General features: G+C 41.4%; 17 protein-coding genes. 9 read left to right on the top strand and 8 right to left on the bottom strand.

Going from position 1 to position 20,128, the window contains the following annotated elements:
- The first annotated feature begins 6 nt into the window (after positions 1–6).
- Positions 7–1,461: a BACON domain-containing carbohydrate-binding protein gene (locus Q0465_RS06095; protein WP_298614106.1), complete on the top strand. Its 1,455-nt coding sequence runs from the start codon at positions 7–9 to the stop codon at positions 1,459–1,461.
- A 125-nt stretch (positions 1,462–1,586) separates the two neighbouring features.
- The gene (locus Q0465_RS06090) at positions 1,587–1,964 is read left to right on the top strand and encodes a hypothetical protein (RefSeq protein WP_298614105.1); all 378 of its coding nucleotides are present in this window, start codon (positions 1,587–1,589) and stop codon (positions 1,962–1,964) included.
- 204 nt (positions 1,965–2,168) lie between these two features.
- Here Q0465_RS06090 and Q0465_RS06085 read toward each other — a convergent pair whose 3' ends face one another.
- The 3 genes from Q0465_RS06085 to Q0465_RS06075 form a co-directional block, all read right to left on the bottom strand.
- Positions 2,169–3,383: an alanine dehydrogenase gene (locus tag Q0465_RS06085; RefSeq protein WP_298614103.1), complete on the bottom strand. Its 1,215-nt coding sequence runs from the start codon at positions 3,381–3,383 to the stop codon at positions 2,169–2,171.
- Between the two features lie 27 nt (positions 3,384–3,410).
- Complete coding sequence (gene tsaE, locus Q0465_RS06080) at positions 3,411–3,827, bottom strand: tRNA (adenosine(37)-N6)-threonylcarbamoyltransferase complex ATPase subunit type 1 TsaE (protein WP_298614173.1); 417 nt, start codon at positions 3,825–3,827, stop codon at positions 3,411–3,413.
- A 156-nt stretch (positions 3,828–3,983) separates the two neighbouring features.
- Positions 3,984–5,069, bottom strand: coding sequence for an Mrp/NBP35 family ATP-binding protein (locus Q0465_RS06075; RefSeq protein WP_298614101.1), 1,086 nt, complete (start codon positions 5,067–5,069; stop codon positions 3,984–3,986).
- Between the two features lie 183 nt (positions 5,070–5,252).
- On the opposite strand from Q0465_RS06075, the gene Q0465_RS06070 reads away from it, so the two are divergent.
- Positions 5,253–5,750, top strand: coding sequence for a hypothetical protein (locus Q0465_RS06070; protein WP_298614099.1), 498 nt, complete (start codon positions 5,253–5,255; stop codon positions 5,748–5,750).
- Here Q0465_RS06070 and Q0465_RS06065 read toward each other — a convergent pair.
- Entirely contained in the window at positions 5,747–6,454 is a 708-nt protein-coding gene (locus Q0465_RS06065) for a M48 family metallopeptidase (RefSeq protein ID WP_298614097.1), read from the bottom strand. The genes Q0465_RS06070 and Q0465_RS06065 overlap by 4 nt on opposite strands.
- A gap of 120 nt (positions 6,455–6,574) precedes the next feature.
- Complete coding sequence (locus tag Q0465_RS06060; RefSeq protein ID WP_298614095.1) at positions 6,575–6,865, bottom strand: hypothetical protein; 291 nt, start codon at positions 6,863–6,865, stop codon at positions 6,575–6,577.
- Positions 6,866–7,181: 316 nt separating this feature from the next.
- Here Q0465_RS06060 and Q0465_RS06055 point away from each other — a divergent pair, with 316 nt between their 5' ends.
- The gene (locus Q0465_RS06055; protein ID WP_298614171.1) at positions 7,182–9,053 is read left to right on the top strand and encodes a S9 family peptidase; all 1,872 of its coding nucleotides are present in this window, start codon (positions 7,182–7,184) and stop codon (positions 9,051–9,053) included.
- Between the two features lie 363 nt (positions 9,054–9,416).
- Positions 9,417–9,944 carry a hypothetical protein gene (locus Q0465_RS06050; protein ID WP_298614092.1) on the top strand — a complete coding sequence of 176 codons (528 nt, stop codon included), beginning with the start codon at positions 9,417–9,419 and terminating at the stop codon, positions 9,942–9,944.
- 288 nt (positions 9,945–10,232) lie between these two features.
- Here Q0465_RS06050 and Q0465_RS06045 read toward each other — a convergent pair whose 3' ends face one another.
- The 3 genes from Q0465_RS06045 to Q0465_RS06035 form a co-directional block, all read right to left on the bottom strand.
- On the bottom strand, positions 10,233–11,510 hold the full coding sequence (locus Q0465_RS06045; protein ID WP_298614090.1) for a dicarboxylate/amino acid:cation symporter: 1,278 nt from the start codon (positions 11,508–11,510) through the stop codon (positions 10,233–10,235).
- 3 nt (positions 11,511–11,513) lie between these two features.
- A complete protein-coding gene (gene aroC / locus Q0465_RS06040) occupies positions 11,514–12,590 on the bottom strand; it encodes a chorismate synthase (protein WP_298614088.1) in 1,077 nt (358 codons plus the stop codon).
- A 375-nt stretch (positions 12,591–12,965) separates the two neighbouring features.
- Positions 12,966–13,517 (bottom strand): peptidylprolyl isomerase, encoded by a 552-nt coding sequence (locus Q0465_RS06035; protein WP_298614086.1) that lies wholly within the window; start codon positions 13,515–13,517, stop codon positions 12,966–12,968.
- 184 nt (positions 13,518–13,701) lie between these two features.
- On the opposite strand from Q0465_RS06035, the gene nadB reads away from it, so the two are divergent.
- From nadB to pheT, 4 genes are all read left to right on the top strand, one after another.
- Positions 13,702–15,273 (top strand): L-aspartate oxidase, encoded by a 1,572-nt coding sequence (gene nadB, locus Q0465_RS06030; protein WP_298614084.1) that lies wholly within the window; start codon positions 13,702–13,704, stop codon positions 15,271–15,273.
- A 157-nt stretch (positions 15,274–15,430) separates the two neighbouring features.
- Entirely contained in the window at positions 15,431–16,267 is an 837-nt protein-coding gene (nadC, locus tag Q0465_RS06025; RefSeq protein WP_298614083.1) for a carboxylating nicotinate-nucleotide diphosphorylase, read from the top strand.
- A gap of 277 nt (positions 16,268–16,544) precedes the next feature.
- Positions 16,545–17,471: a quinolinate synthase NadA gene (gene nadA / locus Q0465_RS06020; protein WP_298614081.1), complete on the top strand. Its 927-nt coding sequence runs from the start codon at positions 16,545–16,547 to the stop codon at positions 17,469–17,471.
- A 9-nt stretch (positions 17,472–17,480) separates the two neighbouring features.
- The gene (pheT, locus tag Q0465_RS06015; protein ID WP_298614079.1) at positions 17,481–19,928 is read left to right on the top strand and encodes a phenylalanine--tRNA ligase subunit beta; all 2,448 of its coding nucleotides are present in this window, start codon (positions 17,481–17,483) and stop codon (positions 19,926–19,928) included.
- Positions 19,929–20,128: the final 200 nt, after the last annotated feature.

Below are 20,128 nucleotides of genomic sequence, written 5' to 3'. Positions count from 1 at the left end.
ATAAAAATGAGAATCGCGATTAAATTCGGAATAATATTTCTCTTTCTTTTGCAAGGACTCTATAGCTGTCAGCAAACCGATATCCCTCTAGTGTATGAAATTTCTCTCTTTCCGGAACCTTATGTCTTTCCTTTTGAAGAGTCAGAAACTCAATTAACGCTCAAAAGCAATTACAAATGGAGTATTCATACAGATAGGGAATGGCTGACAATCTCCCCTGCAACAGGGGACAGCGGACATACTCTACTGAATTTGCATTGTTCTGCCAATCCGGCAGAAACAGAGCGGGAAGCGAAATTGGAAATCTCCTCCGGATCCACTTCAAAAGTTTATACCATTTACCAAACAGCAAAAGGAGTTTTACAATTTAACGAACGGGATACCCTGGTATTCGAAAAGGAAACAACTCTTTCCTTAACCATACAGGCTACCCTGCCCTACGAATTTACAGTTCCGGTTGCCTGTAACTGGATAAGTTGGGACAAAATAAAAGAAAACCAATTTTCACTCCACATTCTCCCTTTAGAAGAAGATTTATCACGGACAGTTCCTGTTATGATACAGGCAACCTCAGCTTCTCTTTCCGACACAATTTACATATCCCAGTCTACCCGGCAAATTTATACCCGGCAAATTCTAGAAAAATTCTACCATTCATTAAACGGAGACCAATGGTACGATCATACCCATTGGCTAAGCGATAAACCGCTCAGTCAATGGGAAGGAATCACAATTATTGATGGGGAACTGCAGGATATTGTACTGTATAATAACAACTTGTCCGGAAATATCCCGGAAGAATTATATAACCTGAATTCATTAAGATCAATTAAATTGGCAGGCAATCACATTCGAGGTTCCTTAAGTCCGCGTATCCGTAATTTAAAAAATTTACACACGTTTGTAGTCGAAGACAATCTACTGACCGGAGAAATACCGGCTGAATTATGGGCTCTTCCCAACCTGGAAGTCCTCAATATGAGTGCTAATTCCTTTCAACCCATTACCATCGATTACGCTAAAATCAACAAAAATATCAGGAGCATAAGGCTCCGAAAATTAAATGTAAGCAATGCCTTATCTCCCGGAATAGGTGCACTGACCCAGCTAAGGGAATTGGAGATGTCTGGATCTCACATCAACGGGAAACTTCCAAAAGAATTATTCCAATTAAAAAAATTATACTTTCTGCACCTTGGATACAATAATATAAAAGGTGAACTTCCGCCTGAAATCGGATATCTGACCGAATTGGAACATTTATATTTATGCAGCAATTACATGACGGGTACAATCCCCGAAGAACTGGGAAAACTGACTAAGCTGGAAGTACTCTATATCGAGGGAAATTACTTCACAGGAAAAATACCCCCAAGCGTATTGCTCCTTCCCCATTGGCCAGATTTCAATCTGGAAGCGATTCTGCCTCAGCGGAATGGCTGTCTGGAAATAGAAAATTAATGTTTGAACCAACTTGAACTAACTTTTAAGAAAGGAGAACCCAAATAATTTCCTATTATTGTTCAGCCGGAAAAGTTGACACAGTAATATATTACGCTCTTTTTTATCAACAAAAACAAACATTTATGAAAACAATTTCTGTTAAAATTATCGGTTTTGGGTGTTGTCTACTGGTATATCTTTTTATGACAACCGGTTGTCTATCTCTCGATCCAAGTTTGTGGAACAATACTGATTCTTATAATTCAACTACTACCTCTAATAATTCTTCAAATGATTGTGAGGTAAAATATTGGGTAGATTATAAAGGCGGATACTATGTACCCTATTTTCAAAAAGAATGTGACAGGGCCTTGAGCCTGGATTACGCACTTTATTACATGGATGGCACTTTATTTCGGGAAGGACATTTATATTTTACAAAAATATCCACGACTCCCGGTAGCGGTCATTATGCCAAATCCCCCATCCGGATAAAAATTATTTCTGAAAACTGGGATTAAGCTGCTCTGTAAATAATGTGACTGCTATATTTCGATAACATTCTGAACGGAAGTTTCCGTTACAAACAGATAATTAGAATAGGAAACCGCTCCATGTGAACAAACCTATTAACATTTCAAGTATTCAGTGTTCGCCATGCAATGCGAATACTGAAATAAATCAAATCTATACATACGAGAAATAGCAGAAGAAACAACTTTCTTTTATAAAGCGGCAATCAACAAATTTATATCCCGGGATATCAAGCCAAATTTATCAGCAATGGCTTCTTTGGTTAGAATTCCGTTATAAATATAGACACCGTTTCTGAGGCCGGCATTGTTCCGGATGGCATTCGGAAAACCGCCGGCACAAGCGACTTCCTGCAGCAAAGGCAGAAAAACATTACTGAAAGCAATGGAAGCTGTACGGGCTACCCTGGAAAGTACGTTAGGGACACAGTAATGAATGACGCCTTCGTAGACGTAGGTAGGATGTTCATGAGTTGTGGGACCGGAAGTACCGATACATCCTCCCTGATCAATCGACAGATCGACAATTACAGATCCTCTTTTCATCAGTTTCACTTGCTCCTCCTTAACAACAATGTCCTCCTCATTTCCAAAACACCGTATAGCCCCCACCAAAACGTCTGCCGTAGACAGGGCTTTTTCCAATACAGGCCTATGAAAGACGGAAGTATAAATTCTTTGCCCGAGTTTGGTCGTCAGCTGCCGTAACCGGTTTACAGAATGATCAAACACTTTTACATTTGCTCCCAGTCCTAAAGCCGTCCTTGCAGCATATTCCCCTAAAGTTCCGGCTCCCAGAATAACGACTTCCGTCGGGGTAATCCCGCTCACTCCTCCCAATATGACACCTTTTCCTCCCCGGGAATTCCCCAAATACTCACTGGCAATCATAATGGCACAATTCCCTGCAATCTCACTCATGATCCGCATGACCGGATAAAAACCATCTTCATCCTTTATAAAATCGAATCCCAAAGCTGTTATTTTCTTTTGCATCATCTCCATAACAGCTTCTTTCCGGAGATCGAATAATTTTAAAGGAGATAGAACAATTTGTTTATCATGCATCAGCTTAGCTTCCTGTAAAGAAACAGAAGTCGCTTTTAAGATGATATCGGCCGTATATACTTCAGCAGCTGTTTCCACAATAAAGGCACCGGAATCACAATATTCCGTATCGGAATAATTTGCATTCGCTCCCGCTCCTCTTTGCAACAATATATGGTGCCCCATAGACACCAGTATCTGAACCGATTCAGGCGTCAGACATACCCGATTTTCACTTTTATCCAGTTCATAAGGAATTCCCAATACCAGCTTTTTCTGTTTTCTTCCCAAAAAGATATTCTTTTCCTGACAGAATAACCATTCTTTTCCCAAAGATTCCATTTTACCGGTATTTCCCATATCCGAATGTTTTATAAAACGTTTTACCTAAAGCTTTACCTCCAACTCCCGTCTTCCGTCCGGTAATTCTGTAAATAGGCAGCTCACCGTTTCCGGAGGTAACAACTCATCTATTTTCTCTGGCCACTCGATAAAGCAGGGAGCCCCTCCGTAAAAATATTCCTCATACCCAAAATCCATGGCTTCCGCTATGGTATTTATACGATAAAAATCAAAATGGTATATCACTTTTCCCGTCTTTGTCTGATATTCGTTGATTATAGCAAATGTAGGGGAGCTGATATCATCAGTTACTCCGGCACAGGCACCTACTGCTTTTACAAAAGTCGTTTTCCCAACCCCCATTGCCCCATAAAGGGCAAAAATCTTTCTATCCCCGACATATTCTAAAAACTCACGCGCCACATCCCGGATTTCTTCTAGGTTATTAATGGTCCATTTCATCATGTTTCTATTTGTCTTTCAGAACTCCGGAGAAAAACAACCGGTCAGATTTCCCTTTCCCCATGTTTTTTCCAGATATACTGATATACCTAAAAGTTACTTATTTCTTCCAAGCCTTTTGCCAAAAATCCCTTTACTGAAAAAGTTTATTTTCTTCTAATGCTTCTGTACCCTCACCCGGTGAGCCTGGGCCGGATTCGCCTCTACAGCTTCCACTACATGAACAGCCAGGTCTGCAAATGCCCTGCCTGTAACAGCATCCGGATTCAAAGCCACCGGGTTTCCGGCATCTCCTCCTTCGCAAATGCTTTGTACAACCGGTATCTGACCTAATAAACGCAATCCTTTTTCCTCAGCTAAAAGCTTACCTCCTTCTTTTCCAAAAAGATAATATTTATTTTCCGGTAATTCGGCAGGTGTAAACCAAGACATATTTTCTACCAACCCTAACACAGGTACCTGAATACCGGGTGATTCAAACATATTAATTCCTTTAATTGCATCTGCCAACGCCACTTGCTGGGGAGTTGTAACCACGATAGCCCCTGTCAATGCGACCGTCTGTACCAATGTTAAATGAATATCACTGGTACCAGGAGGTAAATCAATCAGCATATAATCCAATTCCTCCCAAAATCCCTGCTCTACCATTTGCTTTAAGGCATTGGAAGCCATAGGTCCTCTCCATACCGTTGCTGAATCCGGTTCAACGAAAAATCCGATCGATAATAATTTCACCCCATACTTTTCTACAGGGACAATATATTCTTTTCCGTCTGCTTCTGTCATATAAGGCTGAGCCTCTTCACAACCGAACATTTTGGGAATGGAAGGTCCGAAAATATCGGCATCTACCAATCCCACTTTATATCCCTGTAAAGCCAAGGCAACTGCCAGGTTAGCCGCCACAGTGGATTTCCCTACTCCCCCTTTTCCGGAAGATACAGCTATAATATGGGAAACCTTTTCCAGAGACAAAGGCCTTTCCAAATCCTGCTGAAAAACAACCTCTATTTCCACCAGCTTAAATTCCGTTTTTTCCTGAAGGACAGACTCGCATTTCTTTTTTATCGTCGGCACAAAAGGATCATTCGCCTTCTGAAATACCAAACGAAATACAACTTTATTCCCTTCTATTTTAATTCCCTGTACCATATCCAGGGATACAATATCTTTAGAAGTACCGGGATACTTCACTTCTGATAATATATCACGTATCTGCTTCAATTGGTTTTGTAACATATCTTTAAAATTTATTCCGCTTTATCTTTGAAAAATATTCTGTTCTTTTCCATTCTCTTCAAAAAACAAAGATACAATTTTTTACATAGTTATTTCCGTTAAAAAAAAGGATTTATATAACCTCTTGTTTTTTTAACCGTATTACTCCTTTGTAGTCTATTTTTAATAAAAAACCGAATAATAATGAATACCCGCCATACATTTCACTTTCTAATTTGCCTGATAAGCCTGTTAATATTTATTGCCTGCGGGGACGATCCCAAGGATACTAAAAATGAACTGCTGGAAGGGAGTTGGATCGTTCAAAACAAAACGATCAACGTATGGCCCAGGGTCGGAGAAGATGAAGCAGCGCTACGGGATTCCCTGTTAGATTATACTTTTTTCAATGAAGGTTCCGTTATTACCTTCCGGGAAGACAGTATACATCTGGTAATTGATTATATGGAATGGCAACGCCCTGCCGTCCTGCCTTATTCCTATCACAAAAATTACCTGAAAATTACCCCGCCCAGTCAACTGCCTTTACTTCTGGAGGGAACGGTCGAGCTTCAAAACCCGGTGATGCAATTTACCCTTACGACAGAATCCTATATGTCGATTCTGCAGGTTTTACATCCTTCTTTTTACGATCGGATTCTGTCTGCAAATGTGAGTTATTTCATGCAACGTCAAAATTAAAGGCGGGTATTATATGTACGCAGTGCCCGCCTGCAATCTCCATAATCCGGACATACTTTTTTCACCAATGCCCAAAAAGCGGCAGAATGGTTTTTTTCCAAGGTATGACATAATTCATGTAAGATGACATAATCGATCAATTTATCCGGAAGCTTCATTAGTTTAATATTCAAGCTGATATGATCATCATGAGAACAACTTCCCCAATTGGAAACATTATTCCGAAACGACAAACGATTGTACTTAAATCCATATTTTCCGGCTAACAGACGAACGCGCTCCGGCAAAAGCCGCCGGCATTCCATTCTGTATATCTCCAGTAAAAAATTTTCAACAAACTTTTTTATGCCCGCGTATTCTGTCCCCCGGGGAATCCATAAAGTTATATAATTTCCTTCTATTTTATAGGTTGGTTTTAATGTATCGGATTCAGCAACGTTCAAAACATGCAATTTCGTTTTTATTTCAGCCCCTATTTTCAAACCTAAACCTGTCTCCTGTTCATACAATTTCATCCGTTCCCTGTTTTGCAGAATCCATTCTCTCTTTTCCACAAGAAAATTCTTTAACTGCCGTTTACTGACCCCGGAAGGTACATTTACCCAGACATCCTTTCCCGGAGCTACCCGAACCGTAAAAAAACGGATATGGGCACCCCTTCTCACCTTTATTTTACCAATACCCTCTATTTCAATATATTCCATACTTAGTCCCCCTCCAAAATAAAAGAAGCCGTAAACTAATTTTCCGGCTTCCTTTAGATATCTGCATTAAAAAATCAACATTCGGAAATAAAAACCGAACTCTCGGATCATAAAGAGGGTTTATTCGGCTTTTTTCACTGTTTCACTCAGTTCGGTAAAAGCCTGGTCCACACTCTTTAATAAATCATTAAAAATAGCATTATAATAGTTTTTAATCTCCTTCTTTTCCTGATTTTTTTTGCCTGCATTAATCCTGCCTCTCAAATCATTCCGGGTAGCAATAATATTTTTAACAATTTCACTGACCTGAGGATTACTTTTACCACTTACGATACTATAATTAAAACAGTCACCTATTACCGAAAATGTCAGATAATCTACATCTTTCTTTAATCTTCTAATACTTGCCATAGCGCATTTCGTTTAAATTTTCTCAAAAGTATAAAAAGCATTTGTGGGATACAAATTTTCCTTTTAATAAATTACGAAGGTTGATTTCTTCCCTTCCGTTATACAATTATAAACTCAGCCTATTCCTTTAGAATCCGTTTTTTATTTCTACTATTTTGACACAATTAATTATTTATTTATTTTTGTTCAGTTAACTTTCTCACTACAGGAAACAGAATGCAGTATATTAGCATTTTTTCTTTTTTATAAAAATATAATCTTAAAATTAAATCCTATGAAAAAAAATCAGTTACACCTAGGGATATGGGCATTTACTATGGTTTTTCTCTATGCCTGTTCTCCCAAAGAAGTACGTCAAATCCCAATAGAGGATTTTTTTAAAAATTCTGAAAAAACCTCTTATTCTATTTCTCCGGACGGAAAGTATTTTTCATATATGGCTCCCTATCAGAGTCGTTTAAACATTTATGTTCAGGAAGTAGGGAGCGATACGGCAAAACGGATTACCCATGAAACGGAGCGGGACATTGCCGGATATTTTTGGGGAAATAATAATCGTATTCTCTATTTAAAAGATACGGGAGGAGATGAAAACTACCAACTTTTCGGTATTAACTTAGACGGAAGCGGTGCCAAAGCCTATACTGCAATACCGGGGGTACGGACGACCATTATTGATCCCCTGGAAGAGATCGATACTTTGATTATCATCGGTACAAACCAAAGGAATCCGCAAGTTTTCGATCCATACCGGTTAAATCTGGAAACCGGAGAAATGACATTACTGGCTGAAAATCCCGGAAATATTCAGGGATGGATGACAGACCACGACGGGAAATTACGGGTAGCTTATGCCATCGTAGACGGAGTCAACACCCAGATCCTGTACAGAGAAACAGAGGCTGAGCCTTTCCGTCCCGTTTTGACGACATCTTTTAAAGAACAACTGGATTTTCAGATATTCACACCGGACAATAAACAGGTATATGCAGTATCTAATCTGGGACGCGATAAAGCAGCCCTGGTAATAGTAGATCCGTCTACTTGCGAGGAAATAGAAGAACTGTATGCCAACGATCGCTATGATATCGGGGGCATAAGCTATTCCAAGGCAAAAAAGAAAATTACCAATAGCGGCTATTTAGCACATAAAGGAGTTGTACGGCATTTTTTCGACAAAGATGCAGAAACCCAATATAACAGGATAAAAGCCCAGTTGCCGGATTACGAAATTGGAACAGCTGCCAGTAATAAAGCCGAAGATATGAAAATTATCTATGCCGCAAATGACAAAACGCGGGGGAGCTATTATTTTTATGACGTAAATAAAGATCAACTGACAAAAATTGCAGACCTGGCTCCCTGGATTAATCCGGATGAAATGGCTTCTATGATTCCTATTCAATATACCAGCCGCGATGGCTTGGAAATAGAAGGATACCTAACCCTTCCGGTCGGCTATACATTAAAAAATGCCCGTAATTTACCGGTAATCGTAAATCCGCATGGGGGGCCATGGGCCAGGGATGCCTGGGGCTATAATCCGGAAGTACAGTTTCTGGCAAACCGCGGTTATGCCGTATTGCAAATGAATTTCCGCGGTTCTACCGGTTATGGACGTAAATTCACAGAATTGTCTTATAAACAATGGGGACAAACGATGCAAAACGATATTACAGACGGCGTTCAATGGTTGATTGAAAACGGTATTGCCGATCCTTCTAAAGTTGCTATTTACGGAGGCAGCTACGGAGGGTATGCGACTTTAGCCGGTGTTGCTTTTACTCCGGATTTATATGCTTGTGCCGTCGATTATGTGGGCGTATCCAATCTTTTCACATTTTTGAATACGATTCCCCCTTACTGGAAACCGATGCTGGATATGATGTATGAAATGGTAGGTCATCCGGTACAAGACAGCCTCATGCTGGCAAATGCTTCTCCTGTTTTCCATGCTGATAAAATAAAAGCTCCTTTATTTGTCGTGCAAGGTGCCAACGATCCCCGGGTGAATAAAGCAGAATCCGATCAAATGGTGGCAGCCTTAAAACAAAAGGGAGTAGAGGTCGATTATATGGTAAAAGAAAATGAAGGTCATGGATTCCACAACGAAGAAAACCGTTTCGAATTCTACCGGGCCATGGAAAAATTCTTTAATAAACACCTGAAAGAAGACAAAACGGAATAAACAGACTCTTTCATCATTCCTTACAGAATCCGGGTATTCTGTAAGGAATGAACACACACTTCGCTGAGAGAGAAACATTCCTAACTCAAAAATTATAGTTTCCTTTACCAGCGGAATATTAATACCGTCTTCCGGCAAAAATACCGGTATAATATTTGTAAGACAGCGACCCATCCTCCACTTTTTCCTCTTACTTACTTTAAATTTATGCGAACAAACCTTTAAAAACAAACCTTTCTGCCCTCCTATCCGCTTTCATTCAATAAGAAAAACAGATTAAAGTTAAAAATCACTGATTCCGCAAACTTAGTATAAGTTACAACGTTTAATCCTACGAATAAACCAATTAAACTAATACCTATTATGAAAACAATAAGAAGAATTTTGATTGTGGCGGGGATCGTTTTCACCGCGGTATTTCTTACAGCAGCCTGTAGCGATGATGACAAAAATGACCAAACGACAATTATCGGGACCTGGAATCTGGTAGAATCGAAAGCGGATGTAACTCCTGTGGCAACGGCAACTGAAACCGAAGCACAATTAGAGGCTCAAATTGCCAATTATCTCTTGATTGCTGTAAATTCACGGATTGTGATTACCAACAAATCCATCACTTTCCCCTTATCCGTAAACGGAGGTGCAACTCAATCCCAAACCTTACAGTATGTATTGAATGACGGGATCATGTCTATCTCTTCTCCGATGAGCGGAGTTCCCGATTTACTCGGTGATACCGATTTGACGGATAATGTTCTGAAAATAACTTTTGCAGGAGATTCTTATATGAAACTTTTACAAGCTTTAGCAGCACAAGATGCTACCTTCAAAGCTGTTGTTGATCAAATTGCATCAGCCAGCATATACTACCGTATGAAAAGAATTAACTAACCGAATTCAAAAATAAATACCGGGCTTATCTAAGGATCGATTTTCCGTTTTATCAAAACAGAAAATCCCAGAGATAAGCCCGGATTTATTATTTTTATATATTCAGTTGTTTAAACCATTCGTCTACCGCCTCTTCTACCGGAAACGCTTGACTGAGACAGCGAATAAAGAGACTTCCAGTACATTATTTCTCTGTAATAAATTTCTCTTCTCATTCGCTTTGAACGGAATAATGATTACAAACTTTTTTATAAAATCAAATAAACTGCAAAAAATAAAAATATCTCTTTATCCGCCATTCCTAAACTTCTTTTCCCCTTCTTCCACAATACAAGCCACTGTTGCATCTCCCGTCACATTTACGACTGTACGTAACATATCCAAAGGCCGGTCCAATCCCAAAATCAAAGCCAGTCCTTCTACCGGAATTCCTACTGAAGAAAGGACCATAACGAACATGACAATGCTCCCTCCCGGAATTCCCGGCGTACCGATAGAGGATAAAGTAGTCATGAAAACAATCACAAGCATCTGGGAAAATGTCAGATCCAATCCCATTACCTGTGCAATAAAAACAGTGGCCACCGCCTGATAACAACTTGTCCCGTCCATGTTAATCGTTACTCCCACAGGCAAAACAAAAGAGACAACCTCATTGGAAATTTTCAGTTCCTGTTCTGTCCGTTCCAGCGTCAAGGGCAGGGTAGCCGCACTCGAACTGGTAGAAAATGCTAACAGTTGCACAGGTGACATGGCCCGAAAAAATTGTTTGATTTTGACAGACGAGAATAAACGGATCAACGAGGGATAAAAAAGGAAAATCATCAATAACAAACTCAAAATCACAGTGAAAGCATACATCCCCAAAGCTGCAAAAATTTCTCCGTTGCCTGCAAAATCGACGACCAAAGAAGCCATCACCCCCAATACTCCCCAGGGAGCAAATTGCATAATATAATCGATGATTTTCAAAATAACTGCATCTGCTGCATCCAGGGCATGCATCAGCGTTTTCATTTTTTCACCTCCTACCGCTACCATAGCCATTCCGGATAACAAGGCAACAAATATAATCTGCAACATTCTTGTATTATCCGATCCTGCCTGTATCAGATTTTCAGGAACCATATCTACCAGAAAAGCCAGTGGCCCTGCATCCTGAATCTCTTCGGCTGCTTTCTTTTTCTCGTCTACAGTACGCTCATAACGTCCGCGGTATTCTTCCGCTTTTTCCCGCGGAAAGACCTTCCCGGGATCGATCATACTGACCATCAGCAAACCGACCGAAATAGCGATTACAGTCGTACCGATATAAATGGCAATTGTTTTCAGTCCCATACGGGAAAGGCGGCTGATATCCTTCAGTCCGCCCACCCCTTTGATCAGCGAAATAAAAACCAAAGGAACGGCAACAAGTTTCAGTAAACGGATGAAAATGGTTCCCCAAGGCCTAATCCAATCCGAAACGAATCCTTCAAAATGCAAGGCACAGGCTGTAAAACCCAATAGGAGGCCGATGCCCATTCCTGCCAGAATTTTTACATAAAGAGGGATTCGTTTCCACATAAACTATCTTACTGTTTTAGCTTCCAACAACATATCCAGTACGACCATGGCTGCCATGGCTTCTACGACCGGGACAGCCCTTGGGACTACACACGGGTCATGCCTGCCGTGTGCTTCAAAAGTAACCTCCTTCCCCTGCCGGTTCACGGTCTCCTGCTCCCGCATAATCGTAGCCACAGGTTTAAAAGCAACCCGGAAATAAATGTCTTCTCCGTTTGTCACTCCTCCCTGTATACCTCCGGAGCGGTTTGTTTCCGTTCTTACCTGCCCTTCCCGCATGACAAAGGGGTCGTTATGTTCACTCCCCCGCATTCCAGCAGCTGCAAAACCCGTTCCATACTCAAATCCCTTCGTTGCATTAATACTCATCACCGCCTGAGCCAAGCGTGCCTGAAAACGGTCGAACACCGGTTCCCCCAGGCCAGGCATAACTCCCCGGATCATACAGCTTACCACTCCCCCTACACTATCCCCAGCATCTTTCACCTCCCGAATCAGCCGGATCATTTGTTCAGCTGTCTGCTCATCCGGACAACGCACTATATTGGTCTCAATCTTTCCCGTATCTATCTCCCGGTAAGCGTAAGGTAAACAGACTCCTCCGACCTGAGACGTATAAGCGTAAACGCTTATGCCATATCCCGCTAACACTTGTTTTGCCACAGCACCTCCGACCACCCGGGCTATATGTTCCCTGGCCGAGGAACGCCCACCTCCCCTGTAATCCCTTATCCCGTATTTCTGCTGCCAGGAATAATCGGCATGTGAAGGACGGTAAAGCTCTTTCAGATTACTGTAATCTTTACTGTTCTGGTTCTGGTTCCAAACCGCAAAACCGATAGGCATTCCCGTAGTCTTCCCCTCAAAAATACCCGAAAATATCTCCACCTTATCCTCTTCAAAACGGGGAGTAGATACATCCGACTGTCCGGGCCTTCGCCTGTTTAGTTCCCGTTGTATATCAGATACCGACAACCCAACCCCTGCCGGACATCCGTCAATCACGCCTCCTACTGCTGTTCCGTGCGACTCTCCAAACGAACTCAACCGATAGAGTTTGCCAAATAAATTTCCTGCCATTCTATTGAAATAAAGTTTAAAAATAAAAACTTTTACCTTATAGGTCCACCGACTTCTTTACTATTTTCGGAATCTCTTTTAATAAAGACAAACAGCACCCTGAAATTATAATTAATTCCGATTGTCTACGCCCGATATAAAAATGTCCGGAAAGTCCTTCTGTCCGATTAATGGTATCACTCACCTGATTGTAGCCCGTCCGGCACCTGCCGGTATAAACTTCCCTTTCAGATTAAAAAACAAGCTGAAACCAAAGTGCTCTTCCCGGACAAATTTCCAATCAATTTCCCTTTGGAAATACTAATCAGTTTGATCACAAAAAAACTTTTCAGACATTTCTATGGATAAACTGCTTTTCTCCTTACCGATCCCTTATCAGTGGCATCCGCCGCAACCGCAGCTGTCTTCCTTAGAATCACATCCTCCCTCAGAACCGCAACCGCTGCATCCGCCGCATTTATGCGATTTAAGGGCTTCCAGTTCCTCATCCGTAGCATCCCGCACAGCCAATACTTCTCCTTTAAAATAAAGATCTTTACCGGCTAACTGATGATTAAAATCGATCCGGACATCTTCCTCTCCGATTTCGACAATTTTCCCCTCCAAATGCCTGCCGATACTGTCCATCATGGGCAGCATGTTTCCTACGTACATGTCCTTGGGATCAACTTCTTTAAATATATCTTTGGGAAGATCTACTATCATATCTTCGTTCCTTTCTCCGTAAGCCTGAGCTGCAGGTATTTTAAAATCGAATTTGTCCCCCACTTTTTTATTGAGCAGATTCATTTCAAAATACTCCAAGGTTTGTCCCTGTCCGCAAATAAATTCGAGCGGACGACCGGCATCTGCAGTTTCTATAACGCTTCCATCCGGTTCTGTTCTCAATTCATAGCTTAACGATACTACTTTATTCTTTGTAATCATTCTTCCAATTTTTAATTAATTCCAGACAAAAGTACGATAAAATAATGGAAAACGGAGAATTAAAACTGAAAATTAAGTTTCCCCTACTTTTCTAAAATCAGCTTTTCATTCAAAAAAATCTTCTGAATTCATCTTCATTTTACAAAAAAATGATACTTTCGCACTAATTTACATATTTCTGAAAATGCGTCATTACGATTATATTATTGCCGGAAGCGGATTAGCTGGCCTCTACACCGCATACCTGGCAGCAGCTTATGGGAAAGTTGCATTACTAACTAAATGTGGAATTACAGAAAGTAATTCCTATTTTGCACAGGGAGGTATTGCTGCCGTTACGGATGAAGACGATGCGCCGGCTTTACATTTCGAGGATACCATTATTGCAGGGCGCGGTCTATGCGACTACCCTTCTGTAAACATTCTGGTTAATGAAGGTCCCAGACGGATTCAGGATTTAATCAATGCCGGTATGCACTTCGATATGGAAGACGGAAGCCTGGCTCTTGGTCTGGAAGGCGGACACCATAAAAAACGGATTTTACATGCCGGAGGAGATGCCACAGGCAGAATGGTTACCAGCTTTATGATCGGAAAAGTCATCAATAATTCCAGTATCGATATTTTCGAAAACCATTCGGTTATCGGATTATTGAAAAACGAAAAACGCTGTTACGGAGTACGGTCCTGGAACCTGACAACGGAAAAAGAAGAACTCTTTCTGGGAACCAACACTTTCCTCACTTTGGGAGGAACATCTGCCATCTATAAGCGGACCACGAATCCCCATACGACTATCGGAGACGGACTGGCCCTTGCTTATAATGCCGGCTGTGAAATCGCAGACATGGAATTTATACAGTTTCATCCCTCCGCTATTTTTACACATTCGGAAGAAGCTTTCCTTATCAGCGAAGCCGTACGGGGCGAAGGGGCCCATCTTATCAACCAGAACGGAGAACGTTTTATGCCTGCCATACACGAACTGGCCGAACTGGCTCCCCGGGATATCGTAGCACAATCCATTTATCGGCAAATGCAAAAATATCAGCAGGATTTCGTTTGGCTTTCTTTAAAACATTTGAACCCGGAACTGGTAAAACACCGTTTTCCCAATATATACGAAAAATGTAAAGAACTCGGTATAGATATGTGCGACCGGATTCCGGTTGCTCCGGCTGCTCATTACACGGTGGGTGGTGTCCGGACGGATACCAACGGGCAAACAAATATCGGTCATCTTTTTGTATGCGGGGAACTTGCTTCCTCCGGTATTATGGGAGCCAACCGCTTGGCCTCCAATTCCCTGATCGAATGTTTAGTGTTCGGAAAGCGGGCCGTTGAAACAGCCAGAAAGAACGTTGAAGATACTACTATACCTGATTTTAAACCGATTTATTATTCCAACGACAACCGGGCTGAAGGTTATATACAATTAAAAAGAGAAATCTCTGCCATCATGACAGAACATGCGGGGATTATCCGGCAGGAAGAACTTTTATATCAGGGCCTTTGTAAACTGGAAGCTTTAGCAGCAAAATTGCCTCAGGAAGACAAGGAATACTATTCCCTCATCAGCCGGAATCTGATCTTAGTGGCGGAACTGATCATTCGGTCCGCTATTTACCGGAAAGAAAGCAGAGGCGGACATTACCGGGAAGATTTCCCCAAGAGTGACGAAGCTTATCTGTATCACATCGTACAGCAAAAAGGAAAAGCAATTCAAAAAATTCCGGTAAACAATAAACTGAAATAATCCATTTGAAAAGCCAGAACGAAAGGTATTATTAAATTTTTAAAGAATACATCCGAAAAGTCAGCAGGGGAAGTGTTGCCAAACCTCTAAAAAATATGTCCGAAAAGACAATACGATAAGACAGAATATAATTTTTACAAATCAACTGTAAGGTCCTATGGAAAACGATAAATTAATAGATCAACTGATCGACCTCGCTATAGAAGAAGATATTGCCGGTGGTGATATAACGACAAACTCTATCATTCCGGCTCATTCCCGGGCTATTGCCGAAATGAAAATGAAAGCGGATGGTGTTATTTCCGGTCTGAAGGTCATCCGCCGGGTATACGAACGTTTCGAAAAAGATATCGTCTGGACTCCGCTCGTAAAAGACGGGGAGACTGTCCGGAAAGGTGATATTATCCTACGCATTGAGGCCAGTTACCGTTGTCTCCTTTTAGGGGAAAGACTTTCCCTGAACATTTTACAGCGTATGAGTGGCATTGCTACAGAAACAGCTAAATATGTCAGGGAACTGGCCGGGACGCCTACCCAGTTATTGGATACGCGTAAAACGGCACCGGGCTTACGGGTACTGGACAAAATGGCTGTAAAAGACGGGGGAGGAACAAATCATCGCATGGGATTGTACGACATGGTGATGATCAAAGACAATCACATCAAAGTAGCCGGCAGCATCACCCGTGCTGTTGAAGCCGTAAAAGCCCATATTCCCGGTGGCATCAAAATTGAGGTGGAAACGACTCATCCGGATGAAGTAAAAGAAGCCCTGGAAGCCAAAGCAGACATTATCATGCTGGATAATATGGACAATGCCGCTATGGCTGAAGCCGTAAAATTCATCGGCGGGCGGGCTAAAACAGAAGCTTCCGGAAATATGAATATTTCCCGCCTGAAAGAAGTAGCTGCAACCGGAGTCGATTTTATCAGTGTCGGAGCACTGACCCACTCTGTGAAAGCTCTCGATATCAGCATGAATATCAAAGCATAAATAAGACCCTAATTTCATTTGAATAACAGAAAATATACTGGAAAATGCCTGCCTGTCAACCCTGTTGATGTGCGGGCATTTATACTGTTCAAAAACGGCAAACAGTCCTACCAATTTCGTCATCCGGCAAAACATCAATCCCCTATTAAAAGAAGTATCCAACTTTAAACTTTGAACCCGGAAGTGTTTAAACTTTTTCAACACTTAAACATTTGAACATTCAAACTTTTTCTTTTCTTTTATCTTTGTTATCTTTGAAGCCGAAAATCAAAAAGCTATGACTCATACGGAGATAACTGACAGGATCAAACAACTGAAAAAAGAAAAAAATGCCGTTATTTTAGCCCATTATTATACCCGGCCGGAAGTTCAGGATATTGCTGATTATCTGGGTGATTCCCTGGGTTTATCGCAAGAAGCGGGAAAAACGGAAGCGGATATCATTGTATTTTGCGGAGTACATTTCATGGCTGAAACAGCTTCTATCATATCTCCTGATAAAAAAGTACTTATCCCGGCCCGGCATGCCGGTTGTTCGCTGGCCGAAAGCCTGAGCGGATATGAATTAAAGGAGTGGAAAAAAGCCAATCCCGACGGAATTGTTGTCAGTTATGTCAACACTACAGCCGAAGTGAAAGCCTGGACAGACATCTGTTGTACTTCCGCCAATGCATTGAAAGTTGTAGAAAGTTTGCCGGAAAACCGGAAAATTCTCTTTGTTCCGGACAAAAATCTGGGGGCCTGGATACAGAAAAAAACGGGCCGTCAACTGGAACTATGGCAGGGAGACTGTTGTGTACACGAACGGATAACTTCGGAAATGATCCTCCTGAAAAGCCGGGAATATCCGGAAGCTGACATTCTGATTCATCCGGAATCACAATGTTCACACGAGGACGTAATCCTGAATTTACCGCAGGCTTATATGTATTCCACAGCCGGAATGATTAAGCATGCTTTAAATTCTTCCAAAAAACAGTTTATCATCGCAACGGAAATCGAAACCATACATAAACTGAAAAAAGACAATCCTGCCAAAGAGTTTATTCCGATTCATCCCCAAACGATATGCGGGCAAATGAAAAAAGTAACTCTGGCAAACGTGTTGGAAGCATTGGAGAAAGAACAATATGAAGTAAAAGTTCCCGAAGATATCCGGGAAAAAGCCAAACTTCCGATAGAAAGAATGTTGAAAATCAATTAAATTAATCATATGAATATCTCATTAAACTGGCTGAAAGACTATCTGAAAACGGATCTGGATGTAAAAGAAATTTGTAATATTCTGACCAGTATCGGTCTGGAAGTTGCCGGATATGAAAAAATCGAATCCATTAAAGGAGGATTAAAAGGATTAGTCATCGGAGAAGTAAAAACTTGTGAACCTCATCCTGACTCCGACCATTTACATATCACAACCGTCGATTTGGGGGACGGGCGGCTAAGGCCGATTGTCTGCGGGGCACCCAATGTAGCTGCCGGACAAAAAGTTGTAGTTGCAACCATTGGTACCACTCTCTATGACGGAGACAAAGAATTTATCATTAAAAAATCGAAAATACGGGGTCAGGAATCGGAAGGAATGATTTGTGCCGAAGATGAAATCGGAATCGGGAACGATCATGCCGGTATTATTGTATTACCGCCCGAAGCAAAAGTGGGGACCCCGGCTGCCGAATATTATGGTATCACAGCAGACTATGTGATTGAAATCGACATTACCCCCAACCGGGCGGACGGAGCTTCGCATTTAGGAGTAGCCCGTGATCTGGCAGCTTATCTGCAACAAAAACAATCTATATCCTATACCCTTCCTGCTGTGGATAATTTTGCTGCCGACAGTAATACGGCAGGCCTCACTATCGAAGTACAACGTCCGGAAGCCTGTATACGGTATGCGGGTATATGTATTGAAGGAGTTGAAGTAAAAGAATCTCCGGAATGGCTAAGAACCCGTTTAAAAGCAATCGGACTGAACCCGATCAATAATATTGTGGACATTACCAATTTTATTCTCTTCGAACTGGGTCAGCCCCTTCATTCTTTTGACAAAGATAAAATAAAAGGAAATAAAGTGGTCGTCCGCAGTTTTCCCACAGGTACAAAATTTGTCACACTGGACGGGACAGAAAGGGAATTGCACCAAGACGACCTTATGGTTTGCAATGCTGAAGAGCCTATGTGTATTGCAGGGGTATTCGGTGGTTTGGAAAGCGGTATTACTTCCCAAACCCAAAATGTATTTCTGGAAAGTGCCTGTTTCGATCCCGTATTTGTACGGAAAACAGCCCGGCGGCACGGCCTGAACACAGACGCCTCTTTCCGCTTTGAGAGAGGAACAGATCCCAACATCGTCGTTTATGCCCTGAAAAGAGCAGCCCTCTTGATCAAAGAATTGGCAGGAGGCCGGATAACTTCCGAAATCATTGACATATATCCCCAACCGGTTAAAGATTTTGAAGTGGAGATAAAATATGCACATGTCGACCGGCTGATCGGGAAAAAAATCGGGAAAGAAAATATCTGTAAAATACTGAAGGCCCTGGAAATAAAAATTGTACAGGAAACAGAAGAAGGCTTACTATTGCATATACCACCCTATCGGGTAGATGTCCGGCGGGAAGCCGATGTAATTGAAGACATCCTCCGGATCTACGGTTTCAATAATATTGAAGTACCGGCAAAAGTAAACTCTACCCTAAGTTACACACAAAAGCCGGATGATTACCGCCTGAAAAATATCATCGGGGACCTGTTAGCCGCTAACGGCTTCAACGAGATCATGAATAATTCCCTGACAAAAGCTTCCTATTTTGAAAAGTTAAATACTTACCAACCGGAAAATACAGTCCTCCTCTTCAATCCGTTGAGTTCGGACCTGAATGCCATGCGACAGAGCCTGCTGTTCGGCGGATTGGAAACCGTCGCATACAACATCAACCGGAAAAATGAAAATCTCAAATTATTTGAATTCGGAAAAGTTTATACTTTTCATAAAAAAGAGGGAGAAAATCCGCTTAAACAATACCGGGAAGAAAACAAACTGGCTTTATTCGTAACCGGTAGCAAAAATCCCCTTTCCTGGAATACCCAGGAAAGCAGAAGTGATTTTTACACCCTAAAGGCTTACGGAGAAACAATCCTGAAACGTCTGGGATTCCCGATGGATCACCTGAATACGGAAGAAAATACCTGGGATATTTTTAAAGAAGGTTTAAATTATACACAAAACGGCCAGCTTTTAATGAGCATAGGAAGGATCAGTCATAAAATAGTAAAGGCTATGGATATCGGTCAGGAGGTGTATTATGCTGAATTTGCTTGGGAAAATATAGTGAAAGCCTTGAAAAACCATACCATTCATTTTACTCCTATGCCTAAGTTCCCTTCTGTAAAGCGGGACCTGGCATTGTTACTGGATAAAAAAGTAACCTTTAAGGAAGTAAAAGAAATTGCATGGCGTACAGAAAAAAGCTTATTGAAAAATGTAAATCTGTTCGATGTGTACGAGGGAGAAAAACTAGGTAAGGATAAAAAATCCTACGCGATTAGTTTTACCCTGCAAGACGAAGAAAAAACATTGACTGACAAACAGATAGACAAGATTATGAACAAGCTGATCGGGGCTTATAAACACCTCTTAGGGGCAGAAATCCGTTAATCTTTTGTATCTGTAAAATTGTCCGAAAAATCTGTTTTTAAAAGATAAAGCGTTAGTAAAGCCAGACGGGGTCAGGCAACCGATAAGGTGCAGACAAACTTCCTCGTCTGGTTTTTCTTTCTGGAAAGCCCAAACCGGTAAATTTTAATTATCTGTTTCACGTTATAATCCCGCTAAATGTCTCCGGGACTTACTCCGAA

The sequence above is a fragment of the uncultured Odoribacter sp. genome, assembly GCF_937966165.1.
GTDB lineage: Bacteria > Bacteroidota > Bacteroidia > Bacteroidales > Marinifilaceae > Culturomica.
Note: the sequence above shows the minus strand (reverse complement) of the source record. Positions and strands in the feature narration are given on the sequence as shown.

What these genes read in the sequence shown, in the direction of transcription:
- Q0465_RS06095 (WP_298614106.1), top strand. Translation starts at nt 7, where the DNA reads ATGAGAATCGCGATTAAATTCGGAATAATATTTCTCTTTCTTTTGCAA.
- Q0465_RS06090 (WP_298614105.1), top strand. Translation starts at nt 1,587, where the DNA reads ATGAAAACAATTTCTGTTAAAATTATCGGTTTTGGGTGTTGTCTACTG.
- Q0465_RS06085 (WP_298614103.1), bottom strand. Translation starts at nt 3,383, where the DNA reads ATGGGAAATACCGGTAAAATGGAATCTTTGGGAAAAGAATGGTTATTC.
- tsaE (WP_298614173.1), bottom strand. Translation starts at nt 3,827, where the DNA reads ATGAAATGGACCATTAATAACCTAGAAGAAATCCGGGATGTGGCGCGT.
- Q0465_RS06075 (WP_298614101.1), bottom strand. Translation starts at nt 5,069, where the DNA reads ATGTTACAAAACCAATTGAAGCAGATACGTGATATATTATCAGAAGTG.
- Q0465_RS06070 (WP_298614099.1), top strand. Translation starts at nt 5,253, where the DNA reads ATGAATACCCGCCATACATTTCACTTTCTAATTTGCCTGATAAGCCTG.
- Q0465_RS06065 (WP_298614097.1), bottom strand. Translation starts at nt 6,454, where the DNA reads ATGGAATATATTGAAATAGAGGGTATTGGTAAAATAAAGGTGAGAAGG.
- Q0465_RS06060 (WP_298614095.1), bottom strand. Translation starts at nt 6,865, where the DNA reads ATGGCAAGTATTAGAAGATTAAAGAAAGATGTAGATTATCTGACATTT.
- Q0465_RS06055 (WP_298614171.1), top strand. Translation starts at nt 7,182, where the DNA reads ATGGTTTTTCTCTATGCCTGTTCTCCCAAAGAAGTACGTCAAATCCCA.
- Q0465_RS06050 (WP_298614092.1), top strand. Translation starts at nt 9,417, where the DNA reads ATGAAAACAATAAGAAGAATTTTGATTGTGGCGGGGATCGTTTTCACC.
- Q0465_RS06045 (WP_298614090.1), bottom strand. Translation starts at nt 11,510, where the DNA reads ATGTGGAAACGAATCCCTCTTTATGTAAAAATTCTGGCAGGAATGGGC.
- aroC (WP_298614088.1), bottom strand. Translation starts at nt 12,590, where the DNA reads ATGGCAGGAAATTTATTTGGCAAACTCTATCGGTTGAGTTCGTTTGGA.
- Q0465_RS06035 (WP_298614086.1), bottom strand. Translation starts at nt 13,517, where the DNA reads ATGATTACAAAGAATAAAGTAGTATCGTTAAGCTATGAATTGAGAACA.
- nadB (WP_298614084.1), top strand. Translation starts at nt 13,702, where the DNA reads ATGCGTCATTACGATTATATTATTGCCGGAAGCGGATTAGCTGGCCTC.
- nadC (WP_298614083.1), top strand. Translation starts at nt 15,431, where the DNA reads ATGGAAAACGATAAATTAATAGATCAACTGATCGACCTCGCTATAGAA.
- nadA (WP_298614081.1), top strand. Translation starts at nt 16,545, where the DNA reads ATGACTCATACGGAGATAACTGACAGGATCAAACAACTGAAAAAAGAA.
- pheT (WP_298614079.1), top strand. Translation starts at nt 17,481, where the DNA reads ATGAATATCTCATTAAACTGGCTGAAAGACTATCTGAAAACGGATCTG.